A 23224-nucleotide genomic window follows, 5' to 3' on the forward strand; every position below is an offset into this window, starting at 1 on the left:
GATTTGATTAAGCAGGGGAATTGATAAGATTATTTTACCGTGTAATTCCTTAAAGTCAAGCACATATTAGGTTACTTGCTTGCTAATAGCAGTACCTATCAAACCATTTGTTTTTTAACTATAAAGTTAAATAATTATCTTTCAATTCTTATCAAATTTAGAAAAATCTATATCTACTAGTGGTTGACTATGAATCAATTTTATGCGTTTCGGAAATTCTAGCTCTGAAAGGAGATAAGCTTTGGCAAGGCTTCCCTATCTATTACTTGAGCAAAAGCTGTAATCTTGATGAGTTAATTATACGAGTCCGAATGTTAAGAAAATGTTATTGAATCACCCATTTTTGATTAAGATCTGGGGATTTGTCATTTTTCCTTTGTTAACGATTGTATCACTCTGGCAAAAGAAAAATCAAAACCCCCACCCACAAAGCGGAGTTTCCAGACTATTTCCGATAAATGTAGGTTGTGGTCAAGCTGGATCTAGAAGGATTGCTAGGTTGATACAGGTGGGTAATTCCACCGCAGAAATTTGTGTTCGGTGACTTCCAACTAAAAAAATATTCCATTTCATGAAGACAGGGGGGAGGAACAGTCGTGTTAAGTTCAGAAATTGGAATAATTTATTTTTTGGAGTTCCCTCAGTAAATAGGCAGGATGCAACCGCACTATACTATGTAAAGTTTTGAATAAGAAAGGGAAAAGGTGTTGCCATTTACCCTAAGAAAGTGGTGTCCGCTCGTAGAAATCTGGACAAAGCTACTCAAGAGTAAACAAATCTAGACAACTACGTTTGTAAACAAGCGTCCAAAGTCTGAAAATGGAGCCGGATAACTCTCTCTTGGAAAGGATTTCACGGCGGTAATGACGTAAAATCGTAGTCACTGCGTAATTCCTGTTAATTTTTTGGTATTCCCCTAGATCCTTTAACAAACAGACAGATGTTAAAAGTTTTTGCTGACCGGGGTGGAACATTTACAGATATTGTTGCTGTGACTAACAATCGGGCAATTATAGCAAGACTCTCAAGGCATACAGAACGTTTTTTGATTGTGCCTCTTCCTGATCAAGAATGGATTATAGTCTATAAACTACTTTCGGAAAATCCGGAACAATATCAAGATGCAGCCATCCAAGGGATTCGGGATATTATTGGTCTAGCTAGTCATCAACCTATCCCCAGTGAAGCGATAGAAATAGTCAAAATGGGTACAACAGTGGCGACAAATGCACTGTTAGAGAGAAAAGGGGATAGAGTTGTACTTTTAATTACCACAGGCTTTAAAGATGCGTTGCGCATTGGCTACCAAAACCGTCCAGATATTTTTGCGCGTCATATCGTTTTACCAACGATGCTTTACGAGCAGGTGATTGAGGTAGAAGAACGCTATGATGCTTACGGTGAGGAATTAACCCCAGTCAATATTGCACAGGTCAAACAAGACTTACAAGCAGCTTACAACACAGGGATACGTAGTTGTGCGATCGCATTTATGCACAGCGATCGCTATCCTCTCCACGAACAACAAGTTCAGCAACTCGCTCAAGCAGTAGGATTTACGCAGATTTCAGTATCCCATGAAGTTAGTCCGTTAATGAAATTGGTGAGTCGAGGCGATACAACCGTTGTCGATGCTTATCTGACTCCGATTTTGCGGCGCTATGTTAACCAAGTAGCTAGCCAGTTACTTGGTGTGAGATTAATGTTTATGAAATCTGACGGTGGTTTAGTTGCAGCGGAGAAATTTCAAGGTAAAGATAGTATACTAAGCGGACCGGCTGGGGGAATCGTCGGTGCAGTGCAAACGAGTAAAAGAGCAGGTTTTGAATTAGTTATCACCTTTGATATGGGGGGAACCAGTACAGATGTCGCCCATTTTAAAGGCGAGTATGAACGCCAATTAGATTCAGAAATTGCTGGCGCGAGAATGCGAGTTCCTGTATTAGCGATTAATACAATTGCTGCTGGGGGCGGTTCAATTTTATTTTTTGATGGTTCTAGTTATCGTGTCGGCCCGGAATCGGCTGGTTCAAATCCAGGCCCAGCTTGTTATCGACGTGGCGGGTCTTTAGCGGTGACTGATGCTAATGTGATGTTAGGGAAAATTCACCCGCAATATTTTCCCTCTGTGTTTGGGGTTGATGGGAATTTACCTTTAGATAGAGATATTGTTGTCGAGAAATTTAGCTTATTATCTCAAGAAATTGCTACAGCTACAGGAAACTATCGTACACCCGAACAAGTAGCAGCGGGATTTATCGCGATCGCAGTAGAGAATATGGCAAATGCGATTAAAAAAATTAGTTTGCAACGGGGTTATGATGTCAGCCAATATGTGCTTTGTTGTTTTGGCGGTGCTGGCGCACAGGTTGCTTGTTTAATTGCTGATACTTTAGGGATGAAACAGATATTTCTGCATCCTTATGCGGGAGTTCTCTCAGCCTATGGAATGGGATTAGCTGATGTCCGCGCTATTAGAGAAAAGGGAGTAGAACAGCCTTTAACCGCTGCATTAATTCCCCAATTACAACAGTTAATCGAGAGTTTGATTGCTCAGGCGCGAAGTGAACTCAGCGATGAAGACAGTAGTCAAAATCAGGTAGTCCAAAAAGTAAATTTAAAATATCAAGGAACTAACTCGACATTGACCATTGATTTTACATCAGATGTGGCGGAAATGCGAGAAAAGTTTGAGTTTGAACATAAATCTCGCTACGGTTTTATGCAATTAGAAAAAACCTTAATAGTTGAATCTGTTTCCGTTGAGGTAATTCAGAAAATGGATACGCCTGAAGAATCTTTAATTATTCGGAATCGTCCTTTAAATGAATATCCCCAATCTGTTGAGACGGTGAAGATGTTTGCAGGTGACCAATGGCATGATACACCAGTTTACCGCCGGGAAGATTTACAACCGGAAGATAGTATTAATGGCCCGGCGATTATTGTGGAAAAAATTAGCACAATTGTAGTAGAACCTAACTGGGAAGCAAGATTAACTGAACGTAATCATTTAATTTTGCAGGTTAAAAATTGATGGCGCTGCGCGTGTCATATCATGTCCGGGTAATTAGTTATGATTCCCATAATCATTGCACCCCACCCCTTAATCCCCTCCCCGTAAACGGGGAGGGGAGATAAAGCGTCGCTTTGTCGGGGTGGGGTTCAGAGGGTTTAGTAAGTAATCAAGCGGACATGATATCCGTTGTTGTTTGTCAATAGCTGCGTTAATTAGGAGAAAAAAATGCAATCAATATCTCAACCAGACCCCGTGCGGTTAGAAATATTTAAAAACCTCTATCAATTTATCGCTGAACAAATGGGGATTGTGCTGCAAAATACAGCAGCATCGGTAAATATTAAAGAACGCCTCGATTTTTCCTGTGCTATTTTTGATGCTGCTGGATTATTAGTTGCAAATGCTCCCCACATCCCCGTACATTTAGGCTCAATGAGTGAAAGTGTCCGCAGTTTAATTAACGATAAAGGCGACACTATCAAACCAGGAAATGTCTATTTATCAAATAATCCCTATAATGGCGGGACTCACCTACCAGATGTCACAGCTATTACTCCAGTTTTTGACGAACAAGAAAACCAAATTATTTTCTACGTCGCTTCGCGCGGACATCAAGCAGATATTGGCGGGATTACACCAGGTTCTATGCCTCCTCATAGTACCACGGTAGAAGAAGAAGGAATTTTATTCGATAATTTTTTATTAGTTGAAGAGGGGTATTTTCGAGAAAAAGTAGTAAGAGATATACTATTAAATCATCCCTATCCGGCGCGTAATCCTGACCAAAATATTGCTGACTTTCAGGCGCAAATTGCTGCTAATGAAAGGGGAGTAAAAGAACTCCGCAAAATGGTTGAGCAATACGGACTGCAAACAGTGCAAGCTTACATGAAATTTGTCCAAGATAATGCTGAAGAGTCAGTGAGAAGAGCGATCGCAGTTCTCAAGGATGGTACATTTATCTATGAAATGGATAGCGGTGCAAAAATTCAAGTTAAAGTAACGATTAACCAAGCCAATCGCAGTGCAATAATTGATTTTACTGGGACATCTGGGCAATTAAACAGTAACTTTAATGCGCCCAAAGCTGTCACCCAAGCAGCAGTTTTATATGTCTTTCGGACTTTAGTTGAGGATAGTATTCCCTTGAATGCTGGGTGTTTGAAACCTTTGGAAATTATCATTCCCGCAGGTTGTATGCTCAACCCCATCTACCCAGCGGCAGTAGTAGCGGGTAATGTAGAGACATCGCAGACTATTGTTGATGCTTTATATGGTGCTTTGGGTGCGATCGCGGCTTCTCAAGGAACCATGAATAATTTTACCTTCGGCGATCGGCAATATCAATATTATGAAACCATCTGCGGTGGTTCGGGTGCTGGGGCGAAGTTTCATGGTACTGACGCAGTTCACACCCACATGACTAACTCCCGCTTGACTGACCCAGAAGTTTTAGAAACCCGCTATCCTGTAATGGTAGAAAGCTTTAGTTTGCGTCCCGATAGCGGTGGTAAAGGAAAATATTCCGGTGGTAATGGAGTGATTCGCCGCATCAAGTTTTTGGAACCGATGACAGCAAATATTCTCTGTAATCATCGCCGTGTTTCTCCGTTTGGATTAAAAGGTGGGGAACCGGGGAAAGTCGGACGCAACTGGATACAGCGTCAAGATGGAACGCAAGAGGAGTTAGATAGCACCGCTACTGTCCAGATGCAACCTGGGGATGTTTTTGTCATAGAAACACCTGGGGGAGGGGGTTTTGGGTTGCGAGAGGAGTGATTGCAAAGGAAATGGAACCGCAGAGGTGCTGAGGTCACAGAGATAGAGTAACGATCGCAAATATTATCATTGTGGTGTAGAGGAGTCGCGATTTTTAGGCTAATCAATTAATATCGCTAGCCTGTAACAAGTCACTATGCTCTAAGATTTAATGGATGCAACACCTTATGCTAGCGATATGCAACAAATATTTCCCGGTGAAGTTTTTGCCAACACTGCTGATTTCGATACGGGGATTCGCCAGCTATTACCGCGATATGACGAGATGCTGGAGGTAATTAGCCGTTGTGTACCTTCGAGTTGCGATCGCATTTTAGAATTAGGCTGTGGTACAGGTGAACTGAGTCTGAAAATACTCCAACGCTGCCCTGATGCGCAAGTAATTGCTTTAGATTACTCACCGAGAATGTTGCAATTTGCCGAAAGTAAAATCGCCGCAGCTGGATATCAAAATCGCTGGAGTGGTATCGAAGCCGATTTTGGCGACTGGGCAAATAATCCAGAGAAATTTGCTATAGGTAGAGAATTTGCTGCTTGTGTTTCATCTTTGGCAATTCACCATCTCCAAGATGAGATGAAATTCCACTTATTTCAACAAATTGCCGTTAGCCTCAGTTCTCATGGTTGTTTTTGGAATGCTGACCCCACCTTACCAGAATCACCTGTATTAGTAGAAGTCTACCAGGCAGCACGAGAGGAATGGGCAACCCAACAACGAATAAACCTAGGGGAAGTTCGAGATAAGAAGGGTACAAGTGTTACACAAGGATACTCCAGCCAAGACCAGTTAGCTACTTTGAATACACAATTACAAATGTTAACAAAAGCTGGTTTTGAGACTGTAGCAGTACCTTGGAAATATTACGGCTTGGCGGTTTTTGGCGGCTGGCTGCGCGGATTTTAGATACTTATTTTTGGGTGTCTTAATAATTAGCCTTTAACAGGACATGATATTAGCTGCATATTTCGATATGATTTATGAGGGGAAAGGCGATCGCATCGCCTAACGCACTGCTATACATTTTTTGTATAAAAAATTATCATACTTTCTTCTGCCCGGTCACTGAGTTTCGACTACGCTCAACTACCGCCTAGTCGTTCGCGGAGCGTCTCGCAGAGAAGTGCTGCCCTCTGCGTTGTTCCTTGTTTCGGTAACAATTCAGTAACAAATGGCACATTTACCCCAGACAAGACCTATTATATAAAGCCGTTGGGTCGTAAAGGGGGTTGTGCATCACGAGACTAAGATTTTAGCTGCAATTTGCGGAATCTGATTTTGTCTTGTGTTTCTATGTCATGTCCCAACATCAAAATACCCTCAGTGGGTACTGTCCCTGCTCAACAAACCTATCTTAAAACTTAGAGTAGAAAGTTTTCTTGATTAGACACAATAGGAACAGACCACTTGTATTAATTTTTCTGCTCCTTTGAACAGTGGAATTATAGCCACTGTCTGTCATCAGTTAGTTAAAAAAGGAGAATATCTCGCATGGCTCGAAATAAGAAGAAATCAACGGGTTTTAACTGTGAACATCCACGCTACTCTAGATGCCCGATCTGTTGTATTATTCCACCACATATACTGCAACATGTCGCCGTCAATGGTAACGCTGAACAGCGTAATTGGGCTTTTCAAACATTAAATGTTTCGGCACAGGTGCGTGGAAGACGAAATGTAGTAGGTGCTGTATCATTTGCACCATCCCCAGGTGTCAAGCGCCGCACTATCTACGATGCTCAATTTTCGGAAAATTTACCTGGTAAACTGGTACGTGGTGAGGGAGATCCACCAAGCACCGATCAAGCAGTGAATGAAGCCTATGATGCGGCTGGTGCTACTTATGACATGTTTCATCAGATATTCGATCGCAATTCTATTGATGACAAAGGACTGCGTTTAGACTCTACCGTACATTACGGTATTAAATATGATAATGCTTTCTGGAATGGCGACCAGATGGTCTATGGTGATGGTGATGGAGAATTATTCCAACGCTTCACTAAATCTATTGATGTGATTGCCCATGAATTAACTCATGGTGTGACTCAGTATGAAGCTGGTTTACAGTATTACGGTGAACCAGGGGCACTGAATGAATCATTTTCTGATGTATTTGGGGCTTTGGTCAAACAGAAAAGCAAAAATCAGACAGCAGAAGCAGCAGATTGGATTATTGGCGAAGGTCTTTTAGCGCCGGCGGTGAAAGGAGTTGGTATCCGTTCCCTGAAAGCACCAGGAACAGCATACGATGACCCAGTGATGGGTAAAGATCCCCAACCTGCTTATATGAAAGATAAATATACTGGTACGGAAGATAACGCCGGGGTGCATATCAACTCAGGTATTCCTAACTATGCCTTTTATCTAGCGGCGGTAGAGATTGGCGGCTATGCTTGGGAAAAAGCTGGCAAAATCTGGTACATAACTTTGCGCGATCGCCTGCGTGCTAATGCTAATTTTAAAACAGCTGCTACTACCACCATCAAAGTAGCTGGGGAACTTTACGGTAACGATAGTAAAGAACAAAAAGCTGTACAGAACGCTTGGCAAAAGGTAGGTGTAATCAAATAGTGAATGGTGAATGAGAAATGATGAACAAGTAAAATTTTCATCATTCATCATTCATCATTCATCATTCAGAATTTATACTAGGTTGTCCTTTGTTGTTACACTGGAAGATGAAAGTTAAAATCTTCCAGTTTTTTATTTTTCCCCCTAGACAGGAAAACGGAGAGTAAACAATGCGGATCTCCTTTGAACGCACGGGCGGCTTTGCTGGAATTAGTAAGAAAACAACCGTTGATACAGCTACTCTCCCACCAAACGAAGCCCAAGAACTACCGAGACTGGTGGAAGTTGCGGGTTTGTTTAATTTACCGGAAAAAATTACTTCCCCGAATCCCCAGAGCGATCGCTTTCAATATAAATTGACAGTGGAAGACCAGGGTAAGCAACATACAGTCACAGTAAGTGAAGCAGCATTACCAGGAACCTTAAGACCCCTGATTGACTGGCTCAATCAAGTAGCAAAGCGTCCTTCTTGAAATATTTCATCGCCAAAATTTTGATGAGCAAAAACCCCCACAGGCTTCTAGACTGTAGCTATAAATACAAAGCCTGCAAAGGCAGGCTTTGTTCGTATAGCAATACCCTATTCGGGTATTGCCTTAAAATTGGGATGCTCCCACAAACCTATTCACTAGACCACCGCCATCGGAATCAGTTCATCAGCGGATAAAACTTCCCAAGCAGTGCCTTTGTAACCATAATCAAAAATTTCTGGATGTAACATTTCTGCCAAAATTTCTAGGGAATCTACTAGCCTGGGGCCTGGACGGTTGAAGTAAGCATTACCGTCAGTAATGTAGACTCTGCCACTTTGGGCGGCATGGATTTGTTGCCACTCTGGACGTTGAGTTAACAACCGCGCTTCTTGGCGAGTGCGGTCTAAATCCCAACCACAAGGCATAAAGACAATCACATCTGGATTAGTGGCGATGAGTGTCTCCAAAGATATGGTAGCTGATGGCTGACCTGAGGCGCTAAACAAAGTTTGTCCACCTACCAAGTTGACTAATTCGGGAATCCAATTAGCGGCTACCATCAAAGGATCGATCCATTCGATGCAAGCGACAGTGGGTAGTTCTTTTAAAGACAGTCCTTGGATTTTTTGCTGACAAATTTTAACGCGAGCTTCTAGGTCTTCTAGCAACTTCACTGAGTCTACTTCAAAGATGTTACCGATCCGCTCAATATCTTGCCAAACATCTTCCAGCAAATTGGGCTGCAAAGAAATAATTTGGGGTGCGGGATCAATTAGATTGGCAACTGCTTTTTCTACGTCTTGCAGACTCACAGCACATACATCACACTGGTCTTGGGTGACAATATGGGTAGGCCGCACTTGCTCGAGAATCTCGATGTTGATTTCATAGATACTCAGAGCCGATTGCAATAAATTATTAACCTGATTGTGAATTTCTTGACTGGAGCCATTGCTATTTAACCGTGCGGCGGTACAAATAGGGCGATTTTGAATTTCTGGGGGATAATCACATTCATGTGATCGCCCAACAATAGCATCAGTCAAACCCAGTGCTGCTAAAATCTCAGTTCCACTGGGAATGAGAGAGACAATTCTTACACTGCTATCTTTCATCGCTCCACCTCTGCAACAGCTGCTCTTAATTCAATTGTCGCAAAATATATGAGGTCGCGTATCTCTATCTAAAGGAATACACGGGCATTTTTTTTGTCAAGATTTAGCAATAAATGAGGTTTTTGGCAGCATTTGCGAAAAATTCTCTTACCAAAAGGCTTGAATTTATCCCTGAAGGATGATAGAGATTTAAAAATAATCTTTGATGTGCGATCGCTAACTGCTAATGTAGCCATTGTCGTACTCAGCGATGTGGATAACTGATTGGTAAAAATAGCCGGGAAGCGATGTCTAACGACAAGCCGCTGGGCGTCTACGCGCTAGAATCACAATAGTTGTTGATAAAAACGATACTTCCCGGTTCGGAAATGCAGAGTTAAGTAATTGTAGTTAGGAAAGATAGTTCTACTTTTGTGGCAGAACTCCAAGGCAAATTATTTCTTACCCAGGTCAAAAAATGCATGTGGTGGCGGCTAGAGATATTACAGAGTGTAAACATTCCCCAGAAACGTTGCAAATCCGAGAACATACACGCAGAAAACAAAGCCAAACGCTAGTGCAACTAGCCAGAAGTAAGACATTTCAACAAGGTAATCTTCATGCAGCCTTCCAAGAAATTACGGAAGCGGCTGCACGCACACTCTCAGTACAGCGAGTAGGTGTGTGGTTATATAAAGATGACCACTCAGCTTTGGATTGTATTGATTTGTATGATGTGAGAACCCAAGAACACACCTGTGGCTTGTCTTTGTTAAAAGCGAAATACCCTGATTATTTCCAAGCCTTGGAAGCAGAACGCAGCATTGCCGCCCATGATGCCATCAATGACACCAGAACTCAAGAATTATCCCAGTCTTATCTTTCTGTCTTAGGAATTACATCCTTATTAAATGCACCAATTTGGCTTGGTGGTAGGTTGATAGGCGTAGTCTCCCACGAACATTTTGGTGAGGTTCGCCAATGGACATTGGAAGAAGAAAATTTTGCAGGTTCAATTGCAGATTTTGTCACCCTCGCCATAGAAGCCAGCGAACGTAACGCCGCCGAATCAGCACTACGTCAAAGTGAGGCGCAATTTAGAGCAATTTTTGAGTGTTCTTCTATCGGTATCGGACTGATAGATATGAATACACAAATAGTTGATGCTAATCCAGCCCTATGTCAAATGCTTGGTTACAACCGAGAAGAACTATGCGGTAAGCTGTTCACAAATTATGTTTCCCCACAAAAAGGCGATTTAGATCTTTTGAGACAAATGATTTCCGGAATTGGCTCAGATGCGGATCAGTTTGTTGAAAGACATCGCATTGAAATGGAAAGGCTTTTCTTACATAAAGACGGAGGCTTAGTTTGGACACATCTGTCAGTTTCAGTTATCCGAGATATTCATGGTAACCCGGAATTTTTCTTAACTATTATTGAGGATATTACCGAACGTAAGCAAACAGAATTAAAACTGCGTGCATCTCAAGCGGCGGCTGAAGCTGGTAGTCGAGCCAAAAGCGAATTCTTAGCGACAATGAGCCACGAACTGCGGACACCCTTGAACGCGATTATGGGTTTATCGCAATTGCTACAACAAGAAATGGTTGGGTCTCTCAATGACAAGCAAAAGGAATATATAAATTGTATATATAGTAGTGGGGAACATCTACTAGCACTAATCAACGATATTCTGGATTTGTCGAAAGTCGAGGCTGGTAAAGAAGAACTTTTGCTGTTACCTTTGCTAGTTACAGATATCTGTAATTCTGTTATCTCTACAGTTTCCGACATAGCTTTAGAAAAAGGATTGCAATTCACTAGTACAATTGCGCCAGAAGCAAATATTTGTGTAGCTGATGAGCGAAGAATTAAGCAAATGCTACTCAATCTGCTAACTAATGCGATTAAATTCACCTCCAAAGGTGAGGTTTCTTTAGAAGTCAAAAAAGTCAGCGACGGGATTACATTTACAGTTGCAGATACTGGTATTGGTATTGATTCTCATCAATTTCAATTTCTATTTGAACCCTTTAAACAGCTTGATAGCCGATTAAATCGTCAATATGAAGGTACTGGTTTAGGTTTAGCCTTGACACGCAAATTAGCACGTTTACATGGTGGAGATGTAACAGTAGAATCAACTTTAGGAGCAGGTAGTAGATTTACACTGTTTCTCCCCGATCAACCATATTTAGCAGAGGAGGAGAGCAGATAAGAATATTTGAGATTTTAGATTTTGGATTTAAATTTCCCTCTGGGGTTTTTTTGTGTGGATTTATCTATAGCCATAATTTTTTCTTCATTTTGACATGAGGAATATCCGCTTCTATAAAGATTTCTCCTTCTGGTATAAAACCCATTTTTTCATATAAACTTTTTACATATTCTTGGGAATGAATTACAACTTCTGGAATACTTTGGCTAGCAATAATTTCTATTGCCTTTTCCATAATTTGTTTACCAATTCCCTTTTTTCTAGCTTGAGCTAAAACAGCGAGTCTTTCTATTTTTGCAGTTTGATTATCTAAATATCTAATTCTTGTAGTACCAACAGCTTCCTGATTTAAATAAGCAATTAAATGTTGAGATATTTCATCTTTACCATCAAATTCTAAGGCGGAATCTACTCCTTGTTCTTCTTGAAATACGGCGATTCTAATTGCTTTAATCGCCGTAAATTCTTCGGGAGATTCAACAGTTTTAATGATTAAATCTCTTTTTATCATCTCTCTGGGTTCTCTACATGTGGTACGGTTTAATATCAAGTTAAAAATTAAGGTGGGCATTGCCCACCCTACTTATTATATTGATACTATTTCTCTATGAAATGCAGTTAATATTTATAAATTTACCGCCAAGTACGCCAAGTACGCCTTCGCGGAGCGTCTCGTAGAGAAGAAAAACAGAGGTACTCATTAAGTGCAAGTTTAGAGAGAATTAGTATAAGAGGATATTCTCTCATGTAAGGCAAAATTAAGGGCGGGGAAACCCCGCCCCTACGTTAATCGACACCTTCAATTGGTGCAAAACCTTGGCGTTGAATGTTTTCTGTGATTGTGCGCGGTTCTAGGAATTGTAGCAGGTAATCGGGGCCGCCTGCTTTAGAACCAACCCCAGAAAGATTGAAGCCTCCAAAGGGTTGGCGTGCCACAATAGCTCCTGTAATTGTACGGTTAATGTACAAATTCCCGACTTCAAAGTCTTGTTGTGCTTGCTGAATGTGGGATGGGGTTCGCGAATAAAGTCCCCCAGTTAAAGCATAGTTAGTACCGTTAGCCACTGCTAATGCTTCCTGAAAATCTTTGACGCGAATTACCGCTAGTACAGGGCCAAAAATTTCTTGTTGGGCAATTATCCCATTTGGCGGTACTTCGCTAAAAATAACTGGGCCGATAAAATATCCCTGTTCTGGTGCTGGTAACTCTAAAGCTAATTGTGCTTCTGACTTACCTTTTTCAATATACTCGCGAATGCGATCGCGGGCATTGGCATCAATTACCGGGCCGACTTGGGTGCTAGGTAACTCTGTTTCCCCAATATTCAAGGATTTTGTGGCTTCTACTAACCGCTGCACGAAAGTATCATAAATCGATTGCAGTACAATAACTCTGGAACAAGCAGAACATTTTTGTCCGCTGTAACCAAAGGCTGACTGCACTACCCCGACAACAGCTTGGTCTAAATCAGCACTCTCATCTACAATGATGGCATTCTTCCCACCCATCTCGGCAATTACCCGCTTCATATGTTTTTGACCGGGTTTAAGGGTAGAAGCTTCTGCGTAAATTCTACAGCCTACTTCCTGGGAACCAGTAAAGGCAATTACATGAGTATCAGGATGATTTACTAAATAAGCCCCGACTTGGGAACCCTTACCGGGTACATATTGGAATACACCTTGAGGAATCCCAGCTTCTAGCAAAATTTCTGTAAGTTTGGCTGTAATTACCGAAGATGTTTCCGCAGGCTTGAGAAGAGTACAATTACCAGCAACTAACGCTGCTACAGTCATACCACAAGCGATCGCCAAAGGGAAATTCCAAGGAGAAATAACTACCGCAATTCCCCGTGGCTGGTAAATATAACGGTTCGTTTCCCCAGAAACATCATAATTTACCCCTTTATCCAACCTTTCCATTTCATCGGCGTAGTAGAGACAGAAATCTATCGCCTCCGAAACCTCTGCATCTGCTTCCTTAACTGGTTTCCCAACTTCCAACACAATCCAAGCCGAAAGTTCAGCGCGGCGTTTTTCCATCAAATCCCCAGCTTTGCGCAAAATATCAGCGCGTTGCTTCGCTGGTGTTTTCCGCCAACCAGGAAAAGCCGCCTTCGCCACTTTCATCGCCTGTTCAGCTTGTTCAACACTGATGAGTCCGACTTTCCCAACTACCTGACTAAAATTAGAAGGATTGAGAGAATCAATAAATGTTTGAGTGTTAGTGTACTCACCATTAATCAACGGTAAATAAGTTTTCCCCAATTGCTGATGAACAGCTTGGAAAGCTTGAACAGATTGCTTTCTGGCTTCCTCCACCGCATAATCAGTATCCGCCACACCCAAAAACCCGGACTTTTCTTCTTTGCGTCTCTGCGCCTTTGCGTGAGACAAATCTATATTGGGCGGCGCGATCAACTCCTCAATTGGTCTATTCTCCAAATTTTGCCGTAAAAACGAACTATTAGCCGTATTTTCCAACAACCGCCGAATTAAATAAGCCATCCCCGGCAATAATTCACCATAGGGACAATAAACTCTTACCCGGTAACCCTTATCAACCAAAGCCTTCGCCAGTTTATCCCCCATCCCGTAGAGAACTTGCATTTCAAAACAACGACGGGGAACCTTTAAACTTTCAGCAATGGCTATTGCCCTAGCTTGCGATCGCACATTATGGCTACCAATGGCAGCATACACATATTGATGATTCTCTAGCAATAGCTGAGTGATGGTTTCAAAGTTAGCATCGCTGGCGGCTTTGTCATTATAAACAGGTTGCGGCCAATGTTTCTGGGCTGCTTTGATGGTTTCCTGATCCCAATATGCACCTTTAACTAAACGGATTGTTAACGGATAACCACGCTGTTTCAACCAAGCAATTACATCTTTAGCATCTTGCTCACTATCACGTAAATATGCTTGGATGGTGATGCCTATATCTGTCCGTTGACGAAACTCTTCTTCCATCAATAATTTCTTGAGGATGTGAAGAGTTATATCTTTATAGGCATACTGTTCCATATCAAAATGGACAGCTGCGCCTAATTCTTTAGCATGACGTAACAGAGTGCGAATGCGATCGCTAACTCTCGCCTCACTACCAAGAGCATCTAAAGGGTCAAATTGGGAATAAAACGCCGTTAACTTCACAGAAACCTGGACTTTTGCTAGCTGTTCTCCATCTGCTTCATCAATCGCCGGGATAGCTTTCCAATTCTGAGATGCAGCTACCAATTGCTGCATTAATTCCGAATAGCGTTCTAAGTAAGATCGTGCTTCTGCTTCTGTAATTACCGCTTCACCCAGTAAGTCAATGGTAAAAGCCATTTTTTCCTTACGTAGGCGTTCAACTGTTTTGATGACTTGTGTAATATTTTCCCCAGAAATATATTTATGAGCCAGAGTTTCCACTGCTGTCGCCACGGTTGTGGCTGCCACTTGTCCCGGCATAGAATCAGGGTTAGCAAAATTCAGCATCCCCTTCAAAGCCGCCGGTAATTCTACAGATTCTTCTCCTAAATATTCTTGTAAATGTGCAGCAACTTCTGCTTTGCTGCGTAAAGCTGGTAATGTATCGATAAAGCGAAATAATTGCACCCGTAAACCTGGATTGCTCATCGCCCAAGCGAGTAATTTATCATCCCAGCGCATCTGATCGCGCAAAGACGCAAAAAATGAGCGATTTTCTTGGGTTACTTCAAGAAGTTGTTTAGCAATTTCTTGGGTTTTAGCTTCGTAGGTGCTGGTTTGTACTTGTAATACCACTGATAGTAAACTCCTAATTCCAGGTAAGACTTGCTTACACAAGCCTCTGTCTTCTATTTTGACTCTTAGATTTTGCTGTCACCATATTTCCAGAGTGCAAAATTCACTCACAGAATCGGCAAACAGATATGCTACCCAATAATGGTTAAATTTGGTGAGACTAATCGAAAAATTACACGATCAAAAATCAGACAGTAGATATACTTAATATTGACCGATTTATTGCAGAGATCGCCCAAGGAAATACGGAAGCCTTAAAGCTTTTAGCTGGTAGCATCCCAATTTTGCCAAGATAAAATTTGTAGTGGGAGCATCTTGCTCCCTAATGGAAATGTTGCGGGCGCTCCCTAATGTCTAGGAAGCGGGCTAAAAATCCATCACTACAAAAAAATCAATTTCCAAATTTGGAATGCTCCCCTTTATGAAAATATGCTAACAGAAAACTTGAGTGATATCTTATTATATCGCTGGCAACAAACAATCCAACCATTGAAAGTTAATCAAATAACGGCAAATCAAATCTTTAATGACATAATTGCAGCTTATTCTAGTCCCGATCGCTATTATCATACATGCGAACATATTCTGCACATTCTGATTACTATTGATAGTTTACAAACCTACGCTAAAGACATAAGATCTGTGCAAATTGCCGCTTGGTTTCACGATATAATTTATGACACTCAGGCTAAAGATAATGAAGAAAAAAGTGCAGAATATGCTGCTGAATTATTATCTAATTTAGGGCTGACAGCTAATGATATTTCTCATATCAAACATCTCATTCTAAATACCAAACACCATCAAGCTGCGGCGGATGATTTTGATAGCCAAGTTCTCCTTGATGCAGATTTAGCGATTTTAGCTGCTGACCCTATTCAATATCAAAAATACGCCAATGCAATTCGCCAAGAATATGCATGGGTTCCACAAGCTGAGTATATTGCAGGACGTAAGCAGGTATTAGAGAAATTTTTGCAGCGCGATCGCATCTATTCTACCCCTTTGATGTTCGATAACGCAGAACAATCAGCCCGATGGAATCTTCGGGAGGAAATCGAGTATCTTCAAGAAGCAATGACCATTGACTATTGACTATTGACTATTGACTAAATAGCAGCACGTCGGCGCAGAACTTCTAGCAAAGTAAGAAAGGTTTGCGGAGGAGTTGCTGTTACCTCAATGAGATTTCCTGATAAGGGATGCTGTAATTTGAGTCGCCAAGCGTGCAATGCTTGACCTGGTAAATTTACGCCAATTGAACGACCAGAAGCATAAATCGGATCGCCGACAATTGGATGTCCAATTTTAGCACTGTGGACGCGAATTTGATGGGTGCGTCCGGTTTCTAGTTGGAAGTGAATTAATGTATAATTACCCAAGCGTTCTTGAATTTGCCAATGGGTGATCGCATTACGTCCGCCTTCTTCAATGGGAACCACAGCCATTTTTTTCCGGTCTTGGCGGTGACGACCAATGGGTAAATCGATCACGCCACTTTCAACTTTTGGCGCACCATAAACTACACCTAAATATTCACGCCTTGCTGTTTTGGCTTGGAGTTGTGCTTGCAAATGTTGATAAGCAATATCTGTTTTCGCGATCGCGATCGCTCCGGTGGTATCCTTATCTAATCTATGCACAATTCCCGGACGTTGTACTCCCCCAATTCCTGGGAGGTTGGGACAATGTGCTAATAATGCATTCACTAATGTACCATCTGGATGACCGGGTGCAGGATGGACAACTAAGCCTGCGGGTTTGTTGAGAATTATTAATTGGTCATCTTCATAGAGAATATCTAAAGCAATATCTTCTGCTTGCAATTCTAAAGGTTGGGCTGCTGGTATGTCTAGGATAATGCGATCGCCTGCTTTGACATTAACTTTTTTCGATGCGCAAACTTTACCATTAATTTGCACCTGACCCTGTTCAATTAACTGTTGAATCCGGGAACGGGACAAATCTGGTAATTCTTGCGAAAGGTAGCGATCAAGGCGTTCGCTATTTTCTTGGACTTGTAAATTAAATTCGCTCACAGTTTAGTCTAAATTAATTAGTAATTCGTAATTGATTATTCCTAATTTTTCGTTACAATCAGTGCTTGCTCTGTCCCTCCACGCATAGCGTAAAAAAAACATTTTAGCATGAGGTGCTTCACCCCTCATTAATATACCAAAAGTATCCTTCTCATCCCTAGAACTGAATTAGATTGAATTTCCGAGACGTTTTTTATTGTCCAATGTTTTATTTATGCATAAATATGATTTAATAACTAAAAGATGATAATTTACTGTACGTTTTTTGCTGATCCTGGAGTAGTCAGTAAATAAATTTTTTTTTATATTTGCCAAATTTACTTATTCTAAATTTCACATATTTTCTGTCACTGTTCCTAAATTTTGGAGTAACCTAGGTTTTATTAAGCAAGAAGAGTGAATATCTACCATTTAGCTAAAAATTCCTATTCTTCAGCTAGTTACTATGAAAAACTCATTTAATCTCTAAAATCAGCCTATGGAGCAATGAACCTCAAAGAAGTTCCTCAGATCAGCTAATAACATCAATTTATGTGTGATGGTTAGGAATCAGACAGCGGTAACGCGGTTACACATAGATAACAAGCTGGATTTCTCTGGAAATTCGAGAATTTAGCACTTTATTTTGTGCCAATTAGCTAATTTCCTCCCATAGCAGTAAAATTTGCTAAATGCTTGTGAACAGCTTGGTTTCTGCTAAGTAGGTAGCAATTAAATCTGATCCCCACTATCATCGCCGCAAATCCTCACTGACTCACCTTGATAGCAATTCACTCGCTTTGTACAAGTAAAATTTTATCCAACTATACAGAGAAAACTCCACAATCTCGAATTTGGGTAAAATCATCAACAGTTACTTTACTTAGTTACAATGAATACGGTGAGTTTAAATGGAGTCAGAGCCAAGGCTGAATTAGCTGCAATCTTATAGCGTAAAAACCCCTAGTAGTAGTGCTGTCTATCTGCTCAAAGCTGAAGGCGGTAGTCTACTACCAAACAGTTGCGTTACTGTGAGATGAGCTAGATTAGCGAAAGATACAGAAAGTTAAGCTGATTTTTGGAATACTGTTTCCTAGCAGCAAGTATAGCCATTTTGCTATTTGGCGATCGCATGGCGATTTTACTGAGCGCAGGAGTGCAGTGTCATGCACGCTAGGTGTGACAGGGAGTAGGGAGTTGGAGATTAGGCAATTTGTCTATACTCATGTAAATGTGATGCGCTATGTTTATCTAAAAGCGCTTGTGACTTGATCCCTGTGATGCTAGGAAAGGGTTTCCACAACATAACATTCAACTGCAAATATTGGTTTTATATTAGAGCCGTTCCCAATGAAGACACTTCCTATTAGTAGATATCGGTTTTTTCAGAAAATACAGCCCCTATCTCTTTTAAAAAAAATCACTAATAAGTCTGTTACCGGGTGCTTGCAAGTATTTAGTAAATCTGGTGATTGGTCAATATATATAGATGAAGGTAAACTCATATATGCTTGCTATTCCGAGAAAATGTTTGAACCGCTTTATAGAAACTTGCAACGCTTGAGTAAGCAAATTTCAACGATTCCTACAGGAATTAATGAGCAGTTAAGAGCCATATTTGAAACTGGGATTGAGAATCAAGCCATACCAAATCCAGATTATCTAGCTATTTGTTGGTTAGTCAATCAGAAATATATTAACTCCGCAGAAGCAGGAATTTTAATCGAACAATTGGCATTAGAAGTTTTAGAAACATTTTTGCAGATAGAAGAAGGTAGTTACGAGTTTATCCCAGAAAGCTTTTTGGATGATTTGCCCAAATTCTGTTATTTAAATCTGCGTCTACTGGTTGAACATTGCCAAAACTATCGGGGAGAAGCTGCTGGGCGCGAATCATCACCATTTTCTCAAAGACAGGGTTCATTTGCACGTCAAAATCCATCACAACCTTATGTAAAAGTCCCATCACCACCCAGAACTGGTAGCGCGCCAATAGTAGAAAATTCCCACTATCTGCCTAACTATGCTAATAATCGCAGTCATCACCTAGAGCAAGTTTCTTCTCCGGTTAACGACAAAAAAATCTACACTATTTTTTGCATTGATGATAGCCCAAGTGTATTAAATGCTATCAAAAACTTTTTAGATGAGCAAATGTTTTCGGTTATAGGTGTCACGGATTCATTAAAAGCTTTAATGGAAATTCTCCGCTCCAAACCAGACCTAATTTTATTAGACATCACCATGCCAAATTTAGATGGGTATGAGTTATGTTCGCTGCTGCGTAAACATTCACAATTTAAAAATACACCCATAATTATGGTCACCGGCAAAACCGGGTTGATCGACAGAGCAAAAGCCAAAATCGTCAAAGCCTCAGGTTATTTAACCAAACCTTTTTCCCAAGGAGATTTACTAAAGATTATCTTTAAACACATGGTGTAAATACCTGGTGTAATTTCGGAATCAGCAGTATAACCATACCAAGCCAATATATTTCTCTAGGGGGTTGAGGGTTGAGTATTACTTGGGCTGGGAAAATTTTGATTGTCAAAGATTCTCTGCGAGAATGGGAGATGATTAGTCATTATCTCGGAGATTGGGGTTACAAAATTTTTAAAGCTTCTAGTGCGAAAGAAGCTTTAGAAATAGCATTGGAAGAAAGACCGGATGCGATTGTTACCGACGTAGTTAGTCCAGAAATGAGCGGTTTTGAGTTATGCCGCTTCCTGAAAATCAATTTAACTCATCAAAAAGTGCCAATTGTAGTCTGTAGCAACAAAAATCTAGCAGTTCATCATCTATGGGCGAGAAAACAAGGTGCTGATGTCTATTTAACTAAGCCTTATACTCCCGAAGATTTACTGAGTGCAATTCAATCAGCTACCGAGCGGACTTGTATTCTATCATGAATAGTTACAAATTAACAATAGCTATTTGTTATTTGTAGCTTGTCATTTATAATTGATGATTTGTCATTTTATCATTTACAATTTGTCTCCCTCATCCCCTCACTGGGGACGACAGCCGGATAAAATACTGTGCAGATTCACTACCGAACCAATGACGGCGATCGCCGGGGCACCAAATCCAGTGTTTTCGACTTGCTCAACTATTGTGCCCATTTTACCAATCAATTCTTCTTGGTCTGGGCGTGTACCCCAACGAACTAAAGCAATTGGTGTGTCTACACTCAAGCCGGCTGTGGTCAATTGCTCGACAATATAAGGTAAATTGTGAATTCCCATGTAAATTACAATCGTTTCCGAACCGTGGGCGATCGCACTCCAATTTACTGTTGGTCGATACTTACCTGCTGACTCATGACCTGTAACAAACGTCACAGAAGAACTATACAACCGATGAGTCAAAGGAATACCAGCATAGGCTGGGGCGGCGATACCTGATGTAATCCCCGGCACAACTTCTACAGGAATACCAGCTTCTACCAATTCTGCCATTTCCTCGCCACCGCGACCAAAAATAAACGGATCGCCGCCTTTGAGACGGACGACTATTGCATGATCCTGGGCTTTCTCAATCAGCAGTTTGGTTGTATCTTCTTGTAGGAGCGAATGTCGTCCCATTCGCTTACCCGCGTTGATTTGTTCTGCTTGGGGGTTAATCATCGCCAGAATTGCGGGACTCACCAATGCATCATAGATAACTACATCGGCACATTCCAGCAGACCTTTACCCTTGAGTGTCATTAGTCCTGGATCTCCAGGCCCCGCACCTAACAAATAAACCTTTCCCAAAAACTTGTTCTCCTGTGTATCTGTGGAGTTCATGTATCTATTGCATCCCAAATTAACTGGGCTAATTCTTGTGTACTTGCGCCCAAGGGCGGTGCTAAATAAAAGTTTACAAGGGGGAATTGTAATTTTAGCGTCTCTGTTGATTCGGCGATCGCATCGGTTATGCCACCAGGGAATAAAAAGTATGGCAAAATTGCAATCTCCCGCTTACCAACGGCAATCAACTCTTTGACTCTTGATTCTAAACTGGGAGCTATAGACCAATAAGCTGCAATTGCACCCAAATTTTGAGCCATTGCTTCTATTGGCTGTTGAGACTCAGGCCGACGGCTACCATGTGCTAAGAGAATCCATGCTGCTGTATTTTTCTGGGAGATTTGCTTGGCGAGTAAGCATTCTAAATTCGGGTGAGTGCCTATATATAGTTGTAAGTCAACGATTATATCTTGACCAAGAGCCTGTTGAGCCAGAGCTATTTCATCGGGAATATCTTTCATCACATGTACTCCCGGTGCGAGAAAAAGGGGGATCACCTTGAGGCGATTGTACCCAGCAGCAACAGCAGTTTCCGCAAATTTTTCGATCTGCTCATGCAAAGGTTCCGGCTGAAGTTCTAAATAAGCGCTTTCAAATATATGTTCTGGCTTGTGGCTACTTTTTAGTTGTTCACGTATCAACCCCAGCAACTGCTGGACAGCAATTTCCGGACGCGGATCACGGCTTCCGTGAGATACCAGCAGATATGCAGATGACATGGGCGGTGAGTGTTATTAGTTCTCTGTATTATGTTAATTCAATCGATGACGGATTGTTGCCAAGTCAAGGGCGGGGAAACCCATTGGTGTCAACTTAAGCCGAAAGCTATATCGGGCAAGCGTTGTACAAATCCCCCATGCCCTCATCCCCTAACCCCTTCTCCCCAGGGAGAAGGGGAATTGGATCTCTAGCTCCCCTCTCCCAGGGGAGAGGGGCTGGGGGTGAGGGCGAAACCTTTTCACCAAGCGGGTTTCACGTTAAGTTGACACGTATGGGGGAAACCCCGCCCCTACAGACGCATTCTTTTTTCAATGGGTATTATGAATCCAAAATCCAAAATCCAAAATTGGTTAACAGTTTGCCAGTTTTGCATTTAAAGCATTGACGTGTCGCCACAATTGAGTACCAGCAGCCCAATTGTGCGAAGGTAAATGTCCCACAGGTGCTGACAAGCGAAAAAGTAATTTTTGCATAGGAGAGGTAGAAACTGGTAGATTCCAGCCAATAGCAGCGCAAAATTTGCCATAGTCACCGTCAAGGCTGTCGTAAATTTGCTTCTGCACGCTGAAACTAAAACGTCCGTTACTATATTTATGCCACAATTCGTCAATTATTTGTAAATCTTCACAAGGCAAATTTTCAATATCACTAGTAAAAAGATAGCTACCTATGGGCTTTCTAATCGCCTGACACATCAACGCCCAAGTATGTTTATCTGCTGATTCCCATTGTCTTAAAGCCAGTAAATCACGTAGGTGATGGTAATCAAGGCCTGCTTGAGATTTTAAGGTATGAACTGGCTTTTTGTTTTCCGGCGGGGAAGACTCAAGTTTGATAGCAAAGTTAAGCGCTTGTAAAGCTTCAGCCGCAGACTTGTAGCGTTGGGGAAGGGAATTTTGCAGTAGTTTATCGAGAATTAGAGCGAGGCGATCGCTAACTTTATCTTTATTTAAAATATAATCGCGCCATACCCAGCGATCGCTAGTAACATCAAACAAATCAAAGGGAGAAGTTCCCGTTAACAAGTAAATACAACTCACCCCTAAACTGTAAAGGTCACTAGCTGGAAGCGCTTTACCCCGCATTTGTTCGGGAGCCATATATCCTGGACTCCCCACGCTTGTACCTGTTTCTAGCAAAGCTGTAGCTGTGACTTGTTTCGCAACTCCAAAGTCAATCAACACTACATCCTTACCTGTTCCCTCAACAGATGATCTCCGCATGATATTTGCTGGCTTAATGTCTCGATGGATAACTTGTCGGACATGAATAAATTGCAGCACTGGTAACAACTGTTTGAGAAGTTCCCAAATTTGGGCTTCACTAAAAATTCCTGACTCTTGGAATTCCTCTGCTAGGGTCTGTCCTGTAATCAATTCTTCCACCAAATACAGCTGATTTTCTTGTTCAAAGTAATCCAGCAGTTGGGGTATTTGGGAATGCTGCAACTCACCTAGGCGAACTGCTTCTTGACGAAATAATTCCACCGCTTTGTCAAAGCCTTTCCCATTGACGTTTTGGCAATGGAATTGTTTAATCACACACTTAGATTTGCTAGGAAGGTGTTCATCCACAGCCAAAAAAGTTATACCAAAGCCACCACGTCCAATCAGTTGGCGCAAATGATAGCGGTCTTTGAGCAACAGTTGTTTACCACATTTGCTACAGAATTTTGCTGTATCGGAATTTTGCGGATACGAACAGCCAATGTTATGACAGAGTTTCATGACAAGGTAGAGCTTTCCTTGGGTCTACATAAAAGT

The 23224-nt window shown here is 41.5% G+C and carries 17 protein-coding genes; 10 read left to right on the forward strand and 7 right to left on the reverse strand.

The genetic code is table 11. From position 1 onward, the window contains the following. Window positions 1-940 precede the first annotated feature (940 nt). The 5 genes from AACU32_RS20640 (at window position 941) to AACU32_RS20660 (ending at window position 7843) form a co-directional block, all read left to right on the forward strand. Window positions 941-3037 carry a hydantoinase/oxoprolinase family protein gene (locus AACU32_RS20640; RefSeq protein ID WP_096602815.1) on the forward strand — a complete coding sequence of 699 codons (2097 nt, stop codon included), beginning with the start codon at window positions 941-943 and terminating at the stop codon, window positions 3035-3037. 207 nt (window positions 3038-3244) lie between these two features. After that, window positions 3245-4798: a hydantoinase B/oxoprolinase family protein gene (locus AACU32_RS20645; protein WP_096602816.1), complete on the forward strand. Its 1554-nt coding sequence runs from the start codon at window positions 3245-3247 to the stop codon at window positions 4796-4798. Window positions 4799-4976: 178 nt separating this feature from the next. Then, window positions 4977-5702: a methyltransferase domain-containing protein gene (locus AACU32_RS20650; protein WP_096608092.1), complete on the forward strand. Its 726-nt coding sequence runs from the start codon at window positions 4977-4979 to the stop codon at window positions 5700-5702. Between the two features lie 585 nt (window positions 5703-6287). After that, window positions 6288-7370, forward strand: coding sequence for a M4 family metallopeptidase (locus tag AACU32_RS20655; RefSeq protein ID WP_096602818.1), 1083 nt, complete (start codon window positions 6288-6290; stop codon window positions 7368-7370). 170 nt (window positions 7371-7540) lie between these two features. Next, window positions 7541-7843, forward strand: a complete 303-nt coding sequence (locus tag AACU32_RS20660) for a protealysin inhibitor emfourin (RefSeq protein ID WP_096602820.1) — start codon at window positions 7541-7543, stop codon at window positions 7841-7843. Between the two features lie 155 nt (window positions 7844-7998). Here the strand turns inward: AACU32_RS20660 and AACU32_RS20665 are convergent, their stop codons facing one another. After that, a complete protein-coding gene (locus AACU32_RS20665) occupies window positions 7999-8958 on the reverse strand; it encodes a cobalamin-binding protein (protein ID WP_096602822.1) in 960 nt (319 codons plus the stop codon). 132 nt (window positions 8959-9090) lie between these two features. Here AACU32_RS20665 and AACU32_RS20670 point away from each other — a divergent pair, with 132 nt between their 5' ends. Both AACU32_RS20670 and AACU32_RS20675 read left to right on the forward strand, forming a co-directional pair. Continuing rightward, entirely contained in the window at window positions 9091-9222 is a 132-nt protein-coding gene (locus AACU32_RS20670; RefSeq protein WP_339378133.1) for a hypothetical protein, read from the forward strand. Window positions 9223-9415: 193 nt separating this feature from the next. Continuing rightward, window positions 9416-11158 (forward strand): ATP-binding protein, encoded by a 1743-nt coding sequence (locus tag AACU32_RS20675; RefSeq protein ID WP_096602824.1) that lies wholly within the window; start codon window positions 9416-9418, stop codon window positions 11156-11158. Window positions 11159-11222: 64 nt separating this feature from the next. On the opposite strand, the gene AACU32_RS20680 is transcribed toward AACU32_RS20675, so the two are convergent. After that, window positions 11223-11669, reverse strand: coding sequence for a GNAT family N-acetyltransferase (locus AACU32_RS20680; RefSeq protein WP_096608093.1), 447 nt, complete (start codon window positions 11667-11669; stop codon window positions 11223-11225). 275 nt (window positions 11670-11944) lie between these two features. Further along, a complete protein-coding gene (pruA, locus tag AACU32_RS20685) occupies window positions 11945-14929 on the reverse strand; it encodes an L-glutamate gamma-semialdehyde dehydrogenase (protein ID WP_096602826.1) in 2985 nt (994 codons plus the stop codon). 429 nt (window positions 14930-15358) lie between these two features. On the opposite strand from pruA, the gene AACU32_RS20690 reads away from it, so the two are divergent. After that, complete coding sequence (locus AACU32_RS20690) at window positions 15359-16024, forward strand: HD domain-containing protein (RefSeq protein WP_096602828.1); 666 nt, start codon at window positions 15359-15361, stop codon at window positions 16022-16024. Window positions 16025-16038: 14 nt separating this feature from the next. On the opposite strand, the gene AACU32_RS20695 is transcribed toward AACU32_RS20690, so the two are convergent. Further along, the gene (locus tag AACU32_RS20695; protein ID WP_096602830.1) at window positions 16039-16968 is read right to left on the reverse strand and encodes an RluA family pseudouridine synthase; all 930 of its coding nucleotides are present in this window, start codon (window positions 16966-16968) and stop codon (window positions 16039-16041) included. A gap of 1329 nt (window positions 16969-18297) precedes the next feature. On the opposite strand from AACU32_RS20695, the gene AACU32_RS20700 reads away from it, so the two are divergent. Together AACU32_RS20700 and AACU32_RS20705 are read left to right on the forward strand one after the other, a co-directional pair. After that, window positions 18298-19392, forward strand: a complete 1095-nt coding sequence (locus AACU32_RS20700) for a response regulator (protein WP_096602832.1) — start codon at window positions 18298-18300, stop codon at window positions 19390-19392. Between the two features lie 71 nt (window positions 19393-19463). After that, entirely contained in the window at window positions 19464-19859 is a 396-nt protein-coding gene (locus AACU32_RS20705; RefSeq protein WP_096602834.1) for a response regulator, read from the forward strand. A gap of 99 nt (window positions 19860-19958) precedes the next feature. Here AACU32_RS20705 and cobA read toward each other — a convergent pair whose 3' ends face one another. The 3 genes from cobA to AACU32_RS20720 all read right to left on the reverse strand — a co-directional run bounded on the left by cobA (window position 19959) and on the right by AACU32_RS20720 (window position 23188). Further along, the gene (gene cobA, locus AACU32_RS20710) at window positions 19959-20738 is read right to left on the reverse strand and encodes a uroporphyrinogen-III C-methyltransferase (RefSeq protein WP_096602836.1); all 780 of its coding nucleotides are present in this window, start codon (window positions 20736-20738) and stop codon (window positions 19959-19961) included. Beyond that, on the reverse strand, window positions 20735-21460 hold the full coding sequence (locus AACU32_RS20715; RefSeq protein WP_096602838.1) for a sirohydrochlorin chelatase: 726 nt from the start codon (window positions 21458-21460) through the stop codon (window positions 20735-20737). Before AACU32_RS20715 ends, cobA begins: the two co-directional genes overlap by 4 nt. 351 nt (window positions 21461-21811) lie before the next feature. Further along, entirely contained in the window at window positions 21812-23188 is a 1377-nt protein-coding gene (locus AACU32_RS20720; protein ID WP_096602840.1) for a serine/threonine-protein kinase, read from the reverse strand. Window positions 23189-23224 lie beyond the last annotated feature (36 nt).

It is taken from the genome of Calothrix sp. NIES-2100, assembly GCF_963875285.1.
Lineage (GTDB): Bacteria > Cyanobacteriota > Cyanobacteriia > Cyanobacteriales > Nostocaceae > Aulosira.

Coding starts and splice junctions, on each gene's coding strand:
- AACU32_RS20640 (WP_096602815.1), top strand. CDS start 941: ATGTTAAAAGTTTTTGCTGACCGGGGTGGAACATTTACAGATATTGTT.
- AACU32_RS20645 (WP_096602816.1), top strand. CDS start 3,245: ATGCAATCAATATCTCAACCAGACCCCGTGCGGTTAGAAATATTTAAA.
- AACU32_RS20650 (WP_096608092.1), top strand. CDS start 4,977: ATGCAACAAATATTTCCCGGTGAAGTTTTTGCCAACACTGCTGATTTC.
- AACU32_RS20655 (WP_096602818.1), top strand. CDS start 6,288: ATGGCTCGAAATAAGAAGAAATCAACGGGTTTTAACTGTGAACATCCA.
- AACU32_RS20660 (WP_096602820.1), top strand. CDS start 7,541: ATGCGGATCTCCTTTGAACGCACGGGCGGCTTTGCTGGAATTAGTAAG.
- AACU32_RS20665 (WP_096602822.1), bottom strand. CDS start 8,958: ATGAAAGATAGCAGTGTAAGAATTGTCTCTCTCATTCCCAGTGGAACT.
- AACU32_RS20675 (WP_096602824.1), top strand. CDS start 9,416: ATGCATGTGGTGGCGGCTAGAGATATTACAGAGTGTAAACATTCCCCA.
- AACU32_RS20680 (WP_096608093.1), bottom strand. CDS start 11,669: ATGATAAAAAGAGATTTAATCATTAAAACTGTTGAATCTCCCGAAGAA.
- AACU32_RS20690 (WP_096602828.1), top strand. CDS start 15,359: ATGCTAACAGAAAACTTGAGTGATATCTTATTATATCGCTGGCAACAA.
- AACU32_RS20700 (WP_096602832.1), top strand. CDS start 18,298: ATGAAGACACTTCCTATTAGTAGATATCGGTTTTTTCAGAAAATACAG.
- cobA (WP_096602836.1), bottom strand. CDS start 20,738: ATGAACTCCACAGATACACAGGAGAACAAGTTTTTGGGAAAGGTTTAT.
- AACU32_RS20715 (WP_096602838.1), bottom strand. CDS start 21,460: ATGTCATCTGCATATCTGCTGGTATCTCACGGAAGCCGTGATCCGCGT.
- AACU32_RS20720 (WP_096602840.1), bottom strand. CDS start 23,188: ATGAAACTCTGTCATAACATTGGCTGTTCGTATCCGCAAAATTCCGAT.